This window comes from Pseudomonas sp. 3A(2025), assembly GCF_054589175.1.
In genome coordinates, this window is record NZ_BAAILM010000095.1 from 155892 (window position 1) to 171033 (window position 15142).

The following is a 15142-nucleotide window of genomic DNA, read 5'->3' on the forward strand; positions in this document are numbered from 1 at the left end:
CATCAGTTGTGAGCGTGCAGTGCTTCGTTCAGCTCGATGGCCGACTTGTGGGTCTTGCATTCCACGGCGCCGGTCTGCGAGTTGCGACGGAACAGCAGGTCGGGCTGGCCGGCCAGGTCGCGGGCCTTGACGATGCGTACCAGCTCGTTGTTTTCGTCGAGCAGTGCAACCTTGGTGCCGGCGGTGACATACAGGCCCGACTCGACAGTGTTGCGGTCGCCCAGCGGAATGCCGATACCGGCGTTGGCGCCGATCAGGCAGCCTTCACCGACCTTGATGACGATGTTGCCGCCGCCAGACAGGGTGCCCATGGTCGAGCAGCCGCCGCCCAGGTCCGAGCCCTTGCCGACGAATACGCCCGCCGAAACGCGGCCTTCGATCATGCCCGGGCCTTCGGTGCCGCCGTTGAAGTTGACGAAACCTTCGTGCATGACGGTGGTGCCTTCGCCGATGTAGGCACCCAGGCGTACACGTGCGCTGTCAGCGATACGCACGCCGCTCGGCACCACGTAGTCGGTCATTTTCGGGAATTTGTCGACCGAGAAGACTTCCAGCAGTTCGCCCTTCAGGCGTGCTTCGAGTTGACGCTCGGCCAGTTCCGCCAGGTCGACGGCGCCGGCGCTGGTCCAGGCCACGTTCGGCAGCAGCGGGAAGATGCCGGCCAGGCTCAGGCCGTGCGGCTTGGCCAGGCGGTGCGACAGCAGGTGCAGCTTCAGATACGCCTCGGGTGTCGAGGTCAGGGCAGCGTCTTCGGCCAGCAGGGTGGCGACCAGCGGCTTGTGGCTCTCGGCCAGGCGGGTCAGCAACGCGGCTTGAGCGGCATCGACCGACTTGAGTGCATCGGCCAGTTTCGAGGCCAGGTCGGTGCTGAAGGTGATCGCCTGGTTGCCGCCGGTGTAGCCCAGCAGCGGGGAAACGGCAGCGACCAGTTCGGCCGACGGATTGATCAGCGGTTGTGCGTAGAACACTTCCAGCCAGGTGCCTTGACGGTTTTGAGTGCCGACGCCGAAGGCCAGGCTGAACAGGGTGGTGGACATGCAGATTCCTCTTGGTGATCGGGGGTGTCAGTAGCGCTTGGGCTTACTGCAACGCCGCCGCATACAATTCTGGTTTGAAGCCAATCAGGGTTCGTTCGCCGAGATCGAGCACCGGGCGCTTGATCATCGACGGTTGCGCCAGCATCAGTTCGACAGCCTTTGCCTGGTCGAGGTCGGCTTTCTGTGCCTCGTCAAGCTTGCGAAATGTCGTACCGGCGCGGTTCAGGACCACTTGCCAACCGTGTTCGTCACACCACTGCGTCAGGTGTTCACGGTCGATGCCCTGGGTCTTGTAATCATGAAACTCATGGCTCACGGCATGTTCATCGAGCCATGTACGGGCCTTTTTCATCGTGTCACAGGCTTTGATGCCGTATAGACGAATGATGTTGCTGCCGTTGGTGGTATTTCCCATTGCCAGAACTTCCCATGCATCGCTGAAAACAGCCGGGGATTATGCCATGGCAAACGCCGCTGTGCCCGGCTCGTCTCGACATCTGTCGGACAATCGGGGCACAGCGGGGTGTAGGAATTCAATACAGGGGCTGTATGACACGATAGCCATCGCTTGAATGGCGGGAGCTGTTGCTTTGGCGTGTCGCTTGACGGCCCCCAAGTGACCGGTTAGGTTCCGCCCCTGCGGTTTTGAGCGTGATCAGGTGAGCGCTCAAACAGAGAAAGTCCGGCCAGTGAATGTGCCGGGCTTTTGTTGGATTCGAGCCGCTAAAATGGACTGGAATGAGCGAAGTGGCTGAGCTGTGGCTAGATGATGGGTATGAGGAGATGGACCTTATGACTGATGACGGTCATCAAGCCCTGATCCACACCATCCGCGTTGACAATATTGAGTACGGTGTTCTCTATGTGCCGATCGACGCTGGTTTCTTCGCAGAGCAAGGCATGATCGAGCGAGAGCTCGGAAAGGCCCTCCCGCTCAATTGTTACGAGCTGAAGTTTGCGCTTCGCCGAGATTTTGATGGAGGGGCGCCAGACTTTACCTCTCCTGAAGACTGGGATGATTTATCCAGCCTGAGCTACGGTCAGTCTATGGCGTTAGGCCGAGGGATTTTTCAGTCTACATGGATGCTTCGTAGTCATCGAGATGTACGAGGACTCGTCATGGTGGCTCTTGTTGACAGGCCAAAACTTGCCGCATACTACGGTCGCTTGCTCAAAAAGTATCAAGGCCAGCTAGGTTTTGGTGTGCACACAGTCCTCGAGGGTAAAGGTTATGCGCTCGTCTGACGCCAAGAAAGACGTACAAGTCAGCAAAGCCGAACGACTGAATGCAGCGTTGGCTGCCTATAAAGCCGCAAAAGAAGCCGGAAGAGTCCGGCGTGTGTCGTTCAGCCCACAATAAACTCTGATTTTCTGAAAGCCCGGCCATTGCGCCAGTCTTCTAATGAGATGGTCACTCCCAACACCCTGTGAGGGCTACGCTTTCACAGGGTGTTTTGTTTTCGGAGGCCATCATCATGATCGAGTCGGCGCTGATGGGTATCTATCTCGGCAAACATACTGTCCACCTGCACGGCCAGGATAAGTCGGGCCGCGAGGTCTTTCGCAAGTCAGGGTCAGGCGCCTTGAACGCCTGACCCTGCGGTTGTTGCAGTACCACGATTCACCTTCAGGTTTTGCGATAGCTGAACAACAGATGATGTGAGCGGCACACCGGCCTGACGAAGATCCTGACGCAAAAATTGGCTGCAAAAACCGACGGGCTTAAGGATCGTCAGGCGCGACTCTCATCGTGGCGCTGGGGCATGCCCCAAACAGAGGCCGGATAGATTTAAGCAAGCCGACCACAACACCCGTTAATCAGTATTGCAAAAATGAGGGTGACCATAGATTTTTGTGCATGTGATATCACTCAGTCATGTACTCAAACCTCAATCCCCGCCGTACTTCGAATTGCCTCTATCCGGATAGACAAACTTCATCATGCGAATGTCGCCTTCACTCAGCGTTTTACCGGTGTTGATCACCTCGAAATCGCCCAGCGTCAGGGCATTGGGGATGTCGAAGTGCATGACCGAGTCGCGGTCGTAGGCCGAATACTGAAAGTCGGCGGCTTCGTAGTGTTCGAGAAAGTTCTTGTGGATCAGCGCTTCGGTGTAGCCCGCCTGCGTGAGCAGGCTGGTGAGCAGCGGCTGGTTCCAGGGAATGTTGGCCTTGGGGTGCTGGTGTTCGTGCACCGCGCCCAGCGCGTGACCGAACTCGTGCAGCACGATGCGCGGCAGTTCCGGCAGGGCGTTGATTTTGGCGTCGAACAGTTCATGGGCGTTGAACTCCATGGTTGGCTGGTCCTGAGGGATCAGCAACGCATCGGTGCCCAGCTCGCTCCAGTTCAGGTGCTCGTTGAAGCCGATGCGGATGTCGCTGGGGCCACTGGTGACGAATTCGAATTTGAGGTTGGCATGCACCAGCCACTGGCGTGCGGCGTCGATGATCGGTTGGGTGAGGACGGCGGGCGGGTCTTTCAGAAACAGGATTTTCAGGGTGCGCCCGCGTGCCCAGTATTTATTGAAAGCGATCAGCAGGCGTGGCTGGCGGCTGTCTTCGGTTTCATAGTCGCTTTCGTAGGTGGGGGTAATGGCGGCATTGCCCGGGTTTTCCTTGATTGCGGCGCTATAGGCTGCGTGATAGTCATCGGCTTCGCGCAGGGAGCAACGCAGCAGCAGGCGCCGGTCGAGTGGGGTTGAGTGGAACATGAAGGCCTCGCTGAGCGCCGGGTGGGCGGCTCGTTTCGTTCGTGTGGGAGTGCGTAACCTGATGTGAGCAGGTGTTGCGACGAGCGACGAAGGTAAGGCCAGGCGGCAGGTTGCCGGTGGTATATATAGCTATTGCATGAGGCTGCTGCCCGGCAGGCGGGCAGCAGCGCACGGATCAGCGGGTGACGAAAGCGCGAATCCGCTCGGCGGCTTCGATGCACTCGGCCAGTGGTGCGACCAGCGCCAGGCGCACACGGCCGGCGCCGGGGTTGAAACCATCGACTTCACGCGACAGGTACGAGCCGGGAACCACGGTCACGTGCTGTTCGACATACAGATCACGGCAGAAGGCCGCATCGTCGCCACCCACATCGGGCCACAGGTAGAAGCTGCCATCGGGGCGTTGCACATCGAGTACAGGGCCGAGGATGTCCAGCACGGCATCGAATTTCTCGCGGTACAGGTCGCGGTTGGCGAGCACGTGAGCTTCGTCGTTCCAGGCCGCGACGCTGGCCAGCTGGGTTTGTACTGGCATCGCGCAGCCGTGGTAGGTGCGGTACAGCAGGAATGCCTTGAGAATCTCGGCGTCGCCGGCGACAAAGCCCGAGCGCAGGCCGGGCAGGTTGGAGCGCTTGGACAGGCTGTGAAAGACCACGCAGCGTTTGAAGTCCTCGCGGCCCAGCTCCGCACAGGCGGTCAGCAGGCCCGGTGGCGGGGTGTCTTCGTCGAAGTACAGCTCGCTGTAGCACTCGTCGCTGGCAATGACGAAATCGTATTGGTCGGCCAGGGCGATCAGTTTTTTCAGGGTTTCAAGCGGCACCAGCGCGCCGGTCGGGTTGCCCGGCGAGCACAGGAACAGAATCTGGCAGCGCTGCCAGACGTCTGGCGATACTGCGTCGAAATCGGGGTTGAAGCCGTTTTCGCTCAGGCATGGCAGGTAGTGCGGCTGAGCGCCGGCAAGCAGGGCTGCGCCTTCGTAGATCTGGTAGAACGGGTTCGGGCTGACCACAAGACCCTTGTCTTCACGGTTGACCACGGTCTGGGTAAAGGCGAACAGGGCTTCGCGGGTGCCGTTGACCGGCAGCACGTTGTGCGCAGGATCAATCCAGCCTTCGGGCACGCCAAAGCGCCGCTCGCACCAGTGGCCGATGGCTTCGCGCAGGGCCGGGATGCCCAGGGTGGTCGGGTACACGGCCATCTGGTCGAGGCTGTCGGCCAGGGCCTTGGCAACGAACGCAGGTGACCTGTGCTTGGGTTCGCCGATCGACAGGGCAATCGGGCGTTTGTCGGGGTTGGGCGTCACGCTGCCGAGCAGGGCGCGCAGCTTCTCGAACGGGTAGGGCTGAAGCAGTTGCATGGCGTTGTTCATGGTGCAAATGTCCCAAGGCAAAGTGCAGGCGCCCGTCATGCGGGCGCCATCGAATCAGATGCTGAGGCGAAAGCCCGCCGTCGGCTCGCTGGTGACGCTCAATTGTTCGGCGATTGCTTCTTGCAGGCGCAGGCACAGTTGCGGGTCGGACAGCGGCTGGTTATGGGCGTCGGTGATGAAAAACACGTCCTCGACCCGCTCGCCAAGGGTGGCGATCTTGGCGTTCTGCAGTGACAGGTCGAACTCCAGGAAGATCTTGCCGATTCGCGCCAGCAGGCCCGGGCGGTCCGGCGCCAGCAGTTCCAGTACGGTCACCGGGCGCTGTGCGTCGTTGTGGATCGTGACCTGCGGGGCGAAGGCAAAATGCTTGAGCTGGCGCGGTACCCGGCGTTTGATGATGGTCGGGTAGTCGTCGGGGTTGCGCAGCGCTTCGGTCAGGCCGCGACGGATTTCTTCGATACGCTCGGGGTTGTTGCCGATCGAGCCGCCGTCGCTGTCGAGCACCACATAGGTGTCCAGGGTGAAGCGGCTGCTGGAGGTAATGATCCGGGCATCGTGAATGTTGAGGTTCAACTGGTCCATGGCGGCCACGGTCACGGCGAAGAAGTCGTGCTGGTCCGGGGCGTAGACGAAGATCTGCGTGGCGCCTTCGAATTCGCGCTGGGTGGTTTCCTTGATCAGTACCAGCGGGCCGCCGTCGGCCGGCTGCTGGAGGATCGCATCGCTGTGCCAGGCGACGTCGCCTGCGGTGTGGCGCAGGAAATAGTCATCGCCCAGCCCCGACCACAACTGCTCGACATCGTCCGGATCGGTGCCGTTGCGCACCAGAATGTCCAGGGCGGCGGTTTGCGTGCGGCGGATCTGCTCTTCGCGGTCAACCGGGTTTTCTAGGCCGCGACGCAACGCACGCTTGGTCTCGGTGTAGAGCTGGCGCAGCAGGCTGGCACGCCAGGAGTTCCACAGCGTCGGGTTGGTCGCGTTGATGTCGGCCACGGTCAGGACGTACAGATAATCCAGGTGCACTTCGTCGCCGACGAACAGGGCAAAGTCATGAATTACCTGCGGGTCGGAGAGGTCCTTGCGCTGCGCGGTGGTCGACATTACCAGGTGGTGGCTGACCAGCCAGACGATCAGTCGCGTGTCCCACTTGGGCAATTGATGGCGGTCGCCGAAGGCCTGGGCATCCACCGCGCCCAATTCCGAGTGATCGCCGCCGCGGCCCTTGCCGATGTCGTGGTACAGCCCTGCCAGGTAGATCAGCTCGGGCTTGGGCAGGCGGGCCATGATCTTGCTGGCCAGCGGGAATTTCTCCGACACCTCGGTGTACTGCAGTTTGCGCAGGTGCTTGATCAGGTTAAGCGTGTGCGCATCCACGGTGTAGATGTGGAACAGGTCGTGCTGCATCTGCCCGACGATATGGCCGAATTCCGGCAGGTACAGGCCCAGAATGCCGTAGCGGTTCATGCGCCGCAGGTTGCGGTGGATGCCGATTTCGCACTTGAACAGCTCGATGAACAGGCTGGTGTTGCGGATATCGTTGCGGAAGTCGTCGTTGATCAGGTGCCGGTGCTCGCGCAACAGGCGAATGGTGTTGGCGCGCACACCCTTGATTTCCGGGCGCTGGGCCATCAACACGAAGATTTCGATGATGGCGAACGGGGTACGCTTGAAGACGTTGGGGTTGGTCGCTTCTATGTAGCCATCATGAAGCTGAAAGCGTGAGTTGATCGGCTGGGTGCTGCCGTCATCGTCGCTGAGAATCACTTCTTCAAAATGCTGAATGATCAGGTCGCTCAGCTGGGCGATGCTCATGACCACGCGGTAGTACTTCTGCATGAAGCGTTCGATGGCGCGCTTGGCGTCGCTGTCCTGATAGCCCAGCAAGGCGGCGATGGTGCGCTGGTGATCGAACAGCAGCCGGTCTTCGGCGCGGCCGGCGAGCATGTGCAAGGCGTAGCGTACCTTCCAGAGAAACTCCTGGGAGGAGGCCAGCAGGTTGTTTTCGCTTTCGAGTAAAAAGCCTTCACCGGCCAGTGCGTGCAGGTTCAGGGTACCGTACTGACGGCGGGCGACCCAGAGGATGGTCTGGATGTCGCGCAGGCCGCCCGGCGAGCCTTTGACGTTGGGCTCCAGGTTGTATTCGGTGTCGTTGTATTTGTGGTGCCGGGCGCGCTGTTCGGCGCGCTTGGCCAGAAAGAAGTCCTTGCTCGGCCACATGTGCTGCGTGCTGGTGACTTCGAGCATGCGCTGGCGCAGCGGCTCGGGACCGGAAATGGTCCGGCTTTCCATCAGGTTGGTGATCACCGTCAGGTCGGCCTGCGCCTCGATGGCGCACTCGTTGACCGAGCGCACGCTTTGTCCGACTTCCAGGCCGATGTCCCAGAGCAGGGTCAGGAAGCGCTCGATGGAATCGCGAAACAGCTCGTGATCGTCGTTGTCGAGCAGGATCAGCAGGTCGATGTCCGAGTAGGGATGCAGCTCGCCACGCCCGTAGCCGCCAACGGCCAGCAGGGCGATGTCGGCCTGCTGGCTCCAGTCGAACTGGCTCCAGGCCTGCTGCAGGATGTTGTCGACGAACCAGGCGCGGTCTTCGATCAGGCGGCGGATGTCCCGGCCTGAGCGAAAACGCTCGTCGAGGACATCGCGTGCATGACGGATGGCTTTCTTGAAGGCGGCAATAGGGCTGGCCTTCAAGGCCAGTTCGGCCTGGAACTGGCCGCGATCGAACAAATCAGGATCCACCTGCGGCATGGCAACTGCTTTCCTTCTGGGGTTGTCGGCAAATAAACGACGTGTATTAACCTGCGTTGGTGCGCGCGATGGTGTCGTCGGCGCGCAAGGTGAAGATTTCATAGCCGGTGGCGGTCACCAGCAGGGTGTGTTCCCACTGGGCCGACAGTTTGTGGTCCTTGGTCACGGCGGTCCAGCCATCGCCCAGCACTTTGGTGTCGGCGCGGCCCTGGTTGATCATCGGCTCGATGGTGAAGGTCATGCCCTCGACCAGCTCGAGGCCGGTGCCGGCCACGCCATAATGAAGCACCTGTGGTTCTTCGTGAAAGACCTTGCCGATGCCGTGGCCGCAGAAGTCGCGCACCACCGAAAAGCCGTTTTTCTCGGCGTGCTGCTGGATCACCGCGCCAATGTCGCCCAGACGTGCGCCGGGGCGTACCACTTCGATGCCTTTATAGAGGCATTCCTGAGTGATGCGCGACAGGCGTTCAACCCATGGCGCCACCTCGCCCACGTGGAACATCTTGCTGGTGTCGCCGTAGTAGCCGTCCTTGATGACGGTGATGTCGATGTTCAGCGCATCGCCTTTCTTGAGCTTCTTGTCACTGGGGATGCCGTGGCACACCACCTGGTTGATCGAGGTGCAGATCGACTTGGGGAAGCTTTTATAGTTGAGCGGCGCCGGGATGGCCTGCTGCACATTGACGATGTAGTCGTGGCACAGGGTGTTCAACTCGTCGGTGGTGACGCCGGGCTTCACATAGGGTTCGATCATGTCCAGTACATCGGCGGCCAGGCGGCCGGCGATCCGCATCTTTTCGATGTCTTCGTGGTTTTTGATGCTGATGGTCATACAGGCTCTCTCAGGAAGCCGCGTGCGGCTTGAAAATACGGAAAACGGCGATTCTACCAGACCGCCGGGCGGGCAGTGGCGATGGGCTTGCGGGCAGGTTGCTGCGGGTTGTGAAAGGCGGGCGCATCGGGCGGTTTTGTTTGTCAGGCTTTTGTGATATAAAGTGCGCCGCTTTGCAGGGCTAGCCTGCAGAGCATAAACCCACACACGTATCGACACGATGACCTGGGTGCCTTGGGCAATGCCTCTGGTTGGTCATTGGGATGCGTGGAGGCCTAACCCGACTTATCAAGGAACTATCATGTCCCAAGTCAATATGCGCGATATGCTGAAGGCCGGTGTGCACTTCGGCCACCAGACCCGTTACTGGAACCCGAAAATGGGCAAGTACATTTTCGGCGCGCGCAACAAGATTCACATCATCAACCTCGAAAAAACCCTGCCACTGTTCAACGAAGCCCTGACTTTCGTTGAGCGCCTGGCTTCGGGCAAAAACAAGATCCTGTTCGTCGGCACCAAGCGTTCCGTAGGCAAGATCGTTGCTGAAGAAGCAGCACGTTGCGGTTCGCCGTACGTCGACCATCGCTGGTTGGGCGGCATGCTGACCAACTTCAAGACCATCCGTCAGTCGATCAAACGCCTGCGTGATCTGGAAGTTCAGGCTGAAGATGGTACTTTCGCCAAGCTGACCAAGAAAGAAGCGCTGATGCGCACCCGTGATCTGGAAAAACTGGATCGCAGCCTGGGTGGTATCAAGGACATGGGCGGCCTGCCTGATGCCCTGTTCGTTATCGATGTTGATCACGAGCGCATTGCAATCACCGAAGCCAACAAGCTGGGTATCCCGGTTATCGGCATCGTCGATACCAACAGCAGCCCGGAAGGCGTTGATTACGTGATTCCAGGTAACGACGACGCCATTCGCGCCGTTCAGCTGTACATGGGTTCGATGGCTGACGCCGTCATCCGTGGTCGCAACAACGTTGCTAGTGGTACCGAAGTCTACGTTGAAGAAGCTCCGGCTGCTGCCGTAGAAGGCTGAGTAACCAACGCCAGGCGTTGACTCAGTGCGCAAAAAGGGGGCTAGGCCCCCTTTTTGCCACCTCGGGAAACATCGTGCTGTCAGGTCGTGGTCTGCTTGTCATCTGTGACTGCCACGATGGTTTTCCAAGAATTTGAACACCCGCGAGTCGGGTGGTTTGGTTTAAGACCTTTCCAAGAGGATTTTGAAATGGCAGAGATTACTGCAGCGCTGGTCAAAGAACTGCGCGAGCGTACCGGCGAAGGCATGATGGATTGCAAGAAGGCCCTGACCAAGGCCGGCGGCGACATCGAAAAAGCAATCGACGACATGCGTGCTTCCGGCGCCATCAAGGCTGCCAAGAAAGCCGGCAACATCGCTGCCGAAGGCGCGATCGGTGTCAAGGTTGCCGAAGACGGCAAAGCTGCGGTCATCATTGAAGTCAACTCGCAGACCGACTTCCTGGCTCTGCAGGACGACTTCAAGAACTTCGTCACCAGCAGCATCGAAAAAGCCTACGCCGACAAGGTTACCGACGTCGCCGTGCTGATCGAAGCTCAAGAAGCCGAGCGTCAGGCTCTGGTTGCCAAGGTCGGCGAGAACGTCAACATCCGTCGTCTGGCGCGTGTTGAGGGTGACGTGGTCAACGCTTACCTGCACGGTAACAAGATCGGTGTGGTCGTGGTCCTCAAAGGCGGTGACGCCGAGCTGGCCAAAGACATCGCCATGCACGCTGCTGCCAGCAACCCTGAGTTCCTGCTGCCGTCGGAAGTTTCGGCTGAAGCGATCGAGCGCGAGAAGGGTGTCTTCCTGCAACTGAACGCCGACAAGATTGCCGGCAAGCCGGAAAACATCGTCGAGAACATGGTCAAAGGCCGTATCGCCAAGTTCCTGGCCGAAGCCAGCCTGGTCGAGCAGGCGTTCGTCAAGAACCCTGAAATCAAGGTCGGCGAACTGGCCAAGAAAGCCGGCGCCGAAATCGTTTCTTTCACCTACTTCAAAGTGGGCGAAGGCATCGAGAAGCCGGTCGACAACTTCGCTGAAGAAGTGGCTGCTCAAGTAGCTGCCAGCAAGAAGTAAGACGGTTTCACACGTCTGCCAAAGAGGCTGCCCGCTTACGCGCGCGGCCTCTTTGTCAAAGAAAGAAAGGGAATTTTTTCTCGCAAAAGCAGTCTGCAAGGCAGCATTTTCTGGCGCCTGCGTGGTGCCGGACTAGAGTTGACGCAGGCCTTGGTGCCTGCACGGATTTCATTATCAAGTAACGCCGCAGGAGAGATTCGCAATGGCTCAGCAGAGCAGTGGTCACCAGGCTCGCTATAAACGCATTCTACTCAAGCTTAGCGGCGAGGCCCTGATGGGCTCCGAAGAGTTCGGGATCGACCCCAAAGTGCTTGATCGCATGGCGCTTGAGGTGGGTCAGCTGGTAGGTATCGGTGTTCAGGTCGGCCTGGTCATCGGTGGCGGCAACCTGTTCCGCGGTGCAGCCCTGAGTGCTGCCGGCATGGACCGGGTCACCGGCGATCACATGGGCATGCTTGCCACGGTGATGAACGCGCTGGCCATGCGCGATGCGCTGGAGCGTGCCAATATCACCGCCATCGTGATGTCTGCCATTTCCATGGTGGGTGTGACCGATCACTACGATCGTCGCAAAGCCATGCGCCATCTGAGTGCCAAGGAAGTGGTCATCTTCGCTGCCGGCACCGGCAACCCGTTTTTCACCACCGATTCGGCTGCCTGTCTGCGAGCCATCGAAATCGATGCCGACGTTGTCCTCAAGGCGACCAAGGTCGATGGCGTCTACACCGCCGATCCGTTCAAAGACCCCAATGCCGAGAAGTTCGATCATCTGACTTACGATGAAGTGCTGGATCGCAAGCTGGGCGTCATGGATCTGACTGCTATCTGCCTGTGTCGCGACCACAAGATGCCGTTGCGCGTCTTCAACATGAACAAGCCTGGCGCCCTGCTCAATATCGTGCACGGTGGCGCTGAAGGAACCCTGATCGAGGAAGTTCAATAATGATCAATGAAATCAAGAAGGATGCTCAGGTCCGCATGCAGAAAAGCCTGGAGTCCCTGGCTCATGCATTTGGTCGCATCCGCACCGGCAAGGCGCACCCGGACATCCTTGAAGGGGTGATGGTGCCGTATTACGGCGCCGACACACCGATCCGGCAAGTGGCTAACGTCACCGTCAAGGACGCTCGTACCCTGCAAGTGGTTGCATTCGAGCGCAACATGCTCGGTGCCGTCGACAAGGCCATCATGAATGCGGGTCTGAACCTGAACCCGACCAACCTGGGTGAGCTGCTGCTGATCTCGATGCCGGCCCTGACCGAGGAAACCCGCAAGGGCTTCACCAAGCAGGCGCGCGATGCCGCTGAGGACGCTCGTGTTGCCGTGCGCAACATCCGTCGCGATGCCTTGAGCCAGTACAAGGATCTGGTCAAGGAAAAGGAAATCAGTGAAGACGAAGAGCGTCGTGCGGCTGACGACATCCAGAAGCTGACTGACAAGTTCGTGGCAGACATCGAAGTGGCTGTTAAGCAGAAAGAAGCCGACCTGATGGCCGTGTAAGGCTCGGGGCGTTTTCATGGAAAAGACCAAGCAAGCGGCACTGTCTTCAGTGCCGCGACACGTCGCGATTATCATGGATGGTAACAATCGCTGGGCGAAGAAACGCCTGCTGCCCGGTGTCGCCGGGCACAAGGCGGGCGTGGATGCGGTGCGTGCGGTGATCGAGGTGTGTGCCGAGGCCAAGGTCGAGGTGCTGACCCTGTTCGCCTTCTCGAGCGAGAACTGGCAGCGGCCTGCCGAAGAAGTCGGCGCATTGATGGAGCTGTTTCTGAGCGCCTTGCGGCGTGAAACGCGGCGCCTCAACGAAAACGATATTTCGCTGCGGATCATCGGTGATCGCTCGCGCTTTCATCCTGAGCTGCAGGCTGCGATGCGCGATGCCGAGCAGCGTACGGCCGGTAATGACCGGTTCATTCTGCAGATCGCTGCCAATTACGGTGGTCAGTGGGATATTGCCCAGGCTGCCCAGCGTCTGGCGCGTGAGGTGCAGGCCGGGCATATGCAGCCCGAAGACATTACACCGGGGTTGCTGCAGGCTTGCCTGTCCACCGGCGATCTGCCGTTGCCGGACCTGTGTATTCGTACCGGTGGCGAGCGCCGCATCAGCAACTTCCTGCTTTGGCAACTGGCTTACGCCGAGCTGTATTTCTCCGACCTTTTCTGGCCGGACTTCAAACACGACGCCATGCGCGCAGCGCTGGCCGATTTCGCTTCACGTCAACGTCGCTTCGGTAAGACCAGCGAACAGATAGAAGCCGGAGCCCGCGCCTGATGCTCAAACAACGGATTATCACTGCCCTTATCCTGTTGCCGATTGCCTTGTGCGGCTTCTTCCTGCTCAAGGGGGCAAGCTTTGCCTTGTTCATCGGTCTGGTGGTCGTTCTGGGTGGTTGGGAATGGGCGCGCCTGGCCGGCTTTGCCAGTCAGTCGATGCGCATCGCTTATGCAGCGACCGTCGCTGTGTTGCTGTTTCTGCTGTACTTGCTGCCGGGGCTGGCGCCTTGGGTGCTGACCGCAGCGGTCATCTGGTGGTTGCTCGCGACCTGGCTGGTCCTGACCTTTCCGGCTTCCAGCGATCATTGGGCGAGCGCAGTGTGCAAGCTGGCGATCGGCCTGCTGATTCTGTTACCCGCCTGGCAAGGTCTGGTGCTGATCAAGCAATGGCCTTTGGGTAACTGGCTGATCCTGTCGGTGATGGTGCTGGTCTGGGCGGCCGATATCGGTGCCTACTTTACCGGCAAGGCCCTAGGCAAGCGCAAGCTGGCGCCGAGGGTCAGTCCCGGCAAAAGCTGGGAAGGCGTCTATGGCGGTCTGGCCGTCAGCCTGGCGATTACCTTTGTGGTCGGAGTGATGCGCGACTGGTCGTTCGGCCAGTTCGTTGCAGGGCTTCTGGCGGCGGCGGCGGTGGTGGTGATTTCCGTGGTCGGCGACCTGACCGAAAGCATGTTCAAGCGCCAGTCCGGGGTCAAGGACAGCAGTAACCTGCTGCCCGGTCACGGCGGCGTACTGGACCGTATCGATAGCCTGACGGCGGCCATTCCGGTGTTTGCGGTGCTGCTGTGGGCCGCTGATTGGGGTGTCATGTGAGTACGCCGCAACAGATCACCGTGCTGGGGGCTACAGGCTCCATCGGCCTGAGCACCCTGGATGTCATCGCTCGTCACCCCGATCTTTATCAGGTATTCGCCCTGACCGGTTTCGCGCGCCTGGACAAGCTTTTTGAGCTGTGTGTCGTGTACCGGCCACGTTTTGCCGTGGTGCCGACGCTCGAGGCTGCCAGCCGTTTGCAGGGTCAACTGCTCGGTGCCGGGCTTGACGCTCGGGTGCTGGTGGGGGAGGGCGGTCTGTGTGAAGTGGCCGCTCACCCTGAGGTCGATGCGGTCATGGCGGCTATCGTCGGTGCGGCCGGTCTGCGTCCGACCCTGGCAGCGGTCGAGGCCGGCAAGAAAGTATTGCTGGCCAACAAGGAAGCACTGGTCATGTCCGGCGCGCTATTCATGCAGGCAGTGCGCAAAAGCGGCGCTGTACTGCTGCCGATCGACAGCGAACACAATGCGATTTTTCAGTGCCTGCCGCAGGATTTTGCCCGTGGTCTGGGCGCCGTCGGTGTGCGGCGTATCTTGTTGACGGCCTCTGGCGGTCCTTTCCGGCAGACGCCTCTGGAGCAACTTCAGGCAGTCACGCCCGAGCAGGCCTGTGCGCATCCGGTGTGGTCGATGGGGCGCAAGATCTCGGTCGATTCGGCGACCATGATGAACAAGGGTCTGGAGCTGATCGAGGCCTGCTGGCTGTTCGATGCGCGTCCCGATCAGGTCGAGGTGGTCATCCATCCGCAAAGTGTGATCCACTCGCTGGTGGATTATGTCGATGGCTCGGTGTTGGCCCAGCTTGGCAATCCCGATATGCGTACGCCGATTGCCAATGCCCTGGCGTGGCCTGCGCGTATCGACTCGGGTGTTGCGCCGCTGGATCTGTTTCGTATCGGTCAACTGGACTTCCAGGCGCCGGACGAACAGCGTTTCCCTTGTCTGCGCCTGGCGCGTCAGGCAGCAGAGGCCGGCGGCAGTGCGCCGGCCATGCTCAATGCGGCCAATGAGGTGGCGGTGGCAGCCTTTCTTGAAGGGCGTATCGGTTATCTGCACATCGCCAGCCTGATCGAATCGGTGCTGGAGAGCGAGCCGGTGGTGGTGGTCAATGAGCTGGAGACCGTGTTCGCGATGGATGCGAGGGCGAGGGTGCTGGCCGGGCAATGGCTCGAGCGGCATGCACGATAAAACCATGGATGATCGGGTGATGCGTCAGGGGCAGTCCTGTGGCCTGCAATGATTGGCATGCCGGCCA

The 15142-nt window shown here is 59.9% G+C and carries 14 protein-coding genes and 1 pseudogene; 9 read left to right on the plus strand and 6 right to left on the minus strand.

The genetic code is table 11. The annotated features are described in order from the left end of the window. Positions 1-2 precede the first annotated feature (2 nt). Entirely contained in the window at positions 3-1037 is a 1035-nt protein-coding gene (gene dapD / locus ACYP2A_RS24240; protein ID WP_459748475.1) for a 2,3,4,5-tetrahydropyridine-2,6-dicarboxylate N-succinyltransferase, read from the minus strand. 43 nt (positions 1038-1080) lie between these two features. Further along, on the minus strand, positions 1081-1452 hold the full coding sequence (locus tag ACYP2A_RS24245) for an ArsC family reductase (protein ID WP_459748476.1): 372 nt from the start codon (positions 1450-1452) through the stop codon (positions 1081-1083). A gap of 323 nt (positions 1453-1775) precedes the next feature. Here ACYP2A_RS24245 and ACYP2A_RS24250 point away from each other — a divergent pair, with 323 nt between their 5' ends. Both ACYP2A_RS24250 and ACYP2A_RS24255 read left to right on the plus strand, forming a co-directional pair. Then, positions 1776-2282: a hypothetical protein gene (locus ACYP2A_RS24250; protein ID WP_459748477.1), complete on the plus strand. Its 507-nt coding sequence runs from the start codon at positions 1776-1778 to the stop codon at positions 2280-2282. 230 nt (positions 2283-2512) lie between these two features. Next, positions 2513-2614 (plus strand): annotated as a pseudogene (locus tag ACYP2A_RS24255) (IS110 family transposase); the annotation flags it as partial. Between the two features lie 312 nt (positions 2615-2926). On the opposite strand, the gene ACYP2A_RS24260 reads toward ACYP2A_RS24255, so the two are convergent. The 4 genes from ACYP2A_RS24260 to map all read right to left on the minus strand — a co-directional run bounded on the left by ACYP2A_RS24260 (position 2927) and on the right by map (position 8700). After that, positions 2927-3748 (minus strand): matrixin family metalloprotease, encoded by an 822-nt coding sequence (locus tag ACYP2A_RS24260; protein WP_459748478.1) that lies wholly within the window; start codon positions 3746-3748, stop codon positions 2927-2929. Between the two features lie 175 nt (positions 3749-3923). Further along, positions 3924-5117 (minus strand): succinyldiaminopimelate transaminase, encoded by a 1194-nt coding sequence (gene dapC / locus ACYP2A_RS24265; protein ID WP_459748479.1) that lies wholly within the window; start codon positions 5115-5117, stop codon positions 3924-3926. A 54-nt stretch (positions 5118-5171) separates the two neighbouring features. Then, complete coding sequence (locus ACYP2A_RS24270) at positions 5172-7868, minus strand: [protein-PII] uridylyltransferase (protein ID WP_459748480.1); 2697 nt, start codon at positions 7866-7868, stop codon at positions 5172-5174. Positions 7869-7914: 46 nt separating this feature from the next. Continuing rightward, entirely contained in the window at positions 7915-8700 is a 786-nt protein-coding gene (gene map / locus ACYP2A_RS24275) for a type I methionyl aminopeptidase (RefSeq protein ID WP_459748481.1), read from the minus strand. Between the two features lie 301 nt (positions 8701-9001). On the opposite strand from map, the gene rpsB reads away from it, so the two are divergent. The 7 genes from rpsB to ispC all read left to right on the plus strand — a co-directional run bounded on the left by rpsB (position 9002) and on the right by ispC (position 15075). After that, complete coding sequence (rpsB, locus tag ACYP2A_RS24280; RefSeq protein ID WP_459748482.1) at positions 9002-9742, plus strand: 30S ribosomal protein S2; 741 nt, start codon at positions 9002-9004, stop codon at positions 9740-9742. A 189-nt stretch (positions 9743-9931) separates the two neighbouring features. After that, the gene (gene tsf / locus ACYP2A_RS24285) at positions 9932-10801 is read left to right on the plus strand and encodes a translation elongation factor Ts (RefSeq protein WP_459748483.1); all 870 of its coding nucleotides are present in this window, start codon (positions 9932-9934) and stop codon (positions 10799-10801) included. Between the two features lie 202 nt (positions 10802-11003). Beyond that, on the plus strand, positions 11004-11744 hold the full coding sequence (pyrH, locus tag ACYP2A_RS24290; protein WP_056834940.1) for a UMP kinase: 741 nt from the start codon (positions 11004-11006) through the stop codon (positions 11742-11744). Then, positions 11744-12301 (plus strand): ribosome recycling factor, encoded by a 558-nt coding sequence (frr, locus tag ACYP2A_RS24295; RefSeq protein WP_459748484.1) that lies wholly within the window; start codon positions 11744-11746, stop codon positions 12299-12301. Before pyrH ends, frr begins: the two co-directional genes overlap by 1 nt. A 16-nt stretch (positions 12302-12317) precedes the next feature. Further along, positions 12318-13073, plus strand: a complete 756-nt coding sequence (uppS, locus tag ACYP2A_RS24300) for a polyprenyl diphosphate synthase (protein WP_459748485.1) — start codon at positions 12318-12320, stop codon at positions 13071-13073. Next, complete coding sequence (locus ACYP2A_RS24305) at positions 13073-13888, plus strand: phosphatidate cytidylyltransferase (protein WP_459748486.1); 816 nt, start codon at positions 13073-13075, stop codon at positions 13886-13888. Before uppS ends, ACYP2A_RS24305 begins: the two co-directional genes overlap by 1 nt. Continuing rightward, positions 13885-15075, plus strand: coding sequence for a 1-deoxy-D-xylulose-5-phosphate reductoisomerase (gene ispC / locus ACYP2A_RS24310; RefSeq protein WP_459748487.1), 1191 nt, complete (start codon positions 13885-13887; stop codon positions 15073-15075). The genes ACYP2A_RS24305 and ispC overlap by 4 nt, the downstream gene beginning before the upstream one ends. Positions 15076-15142: the final 67 nt, after the last annotated feature.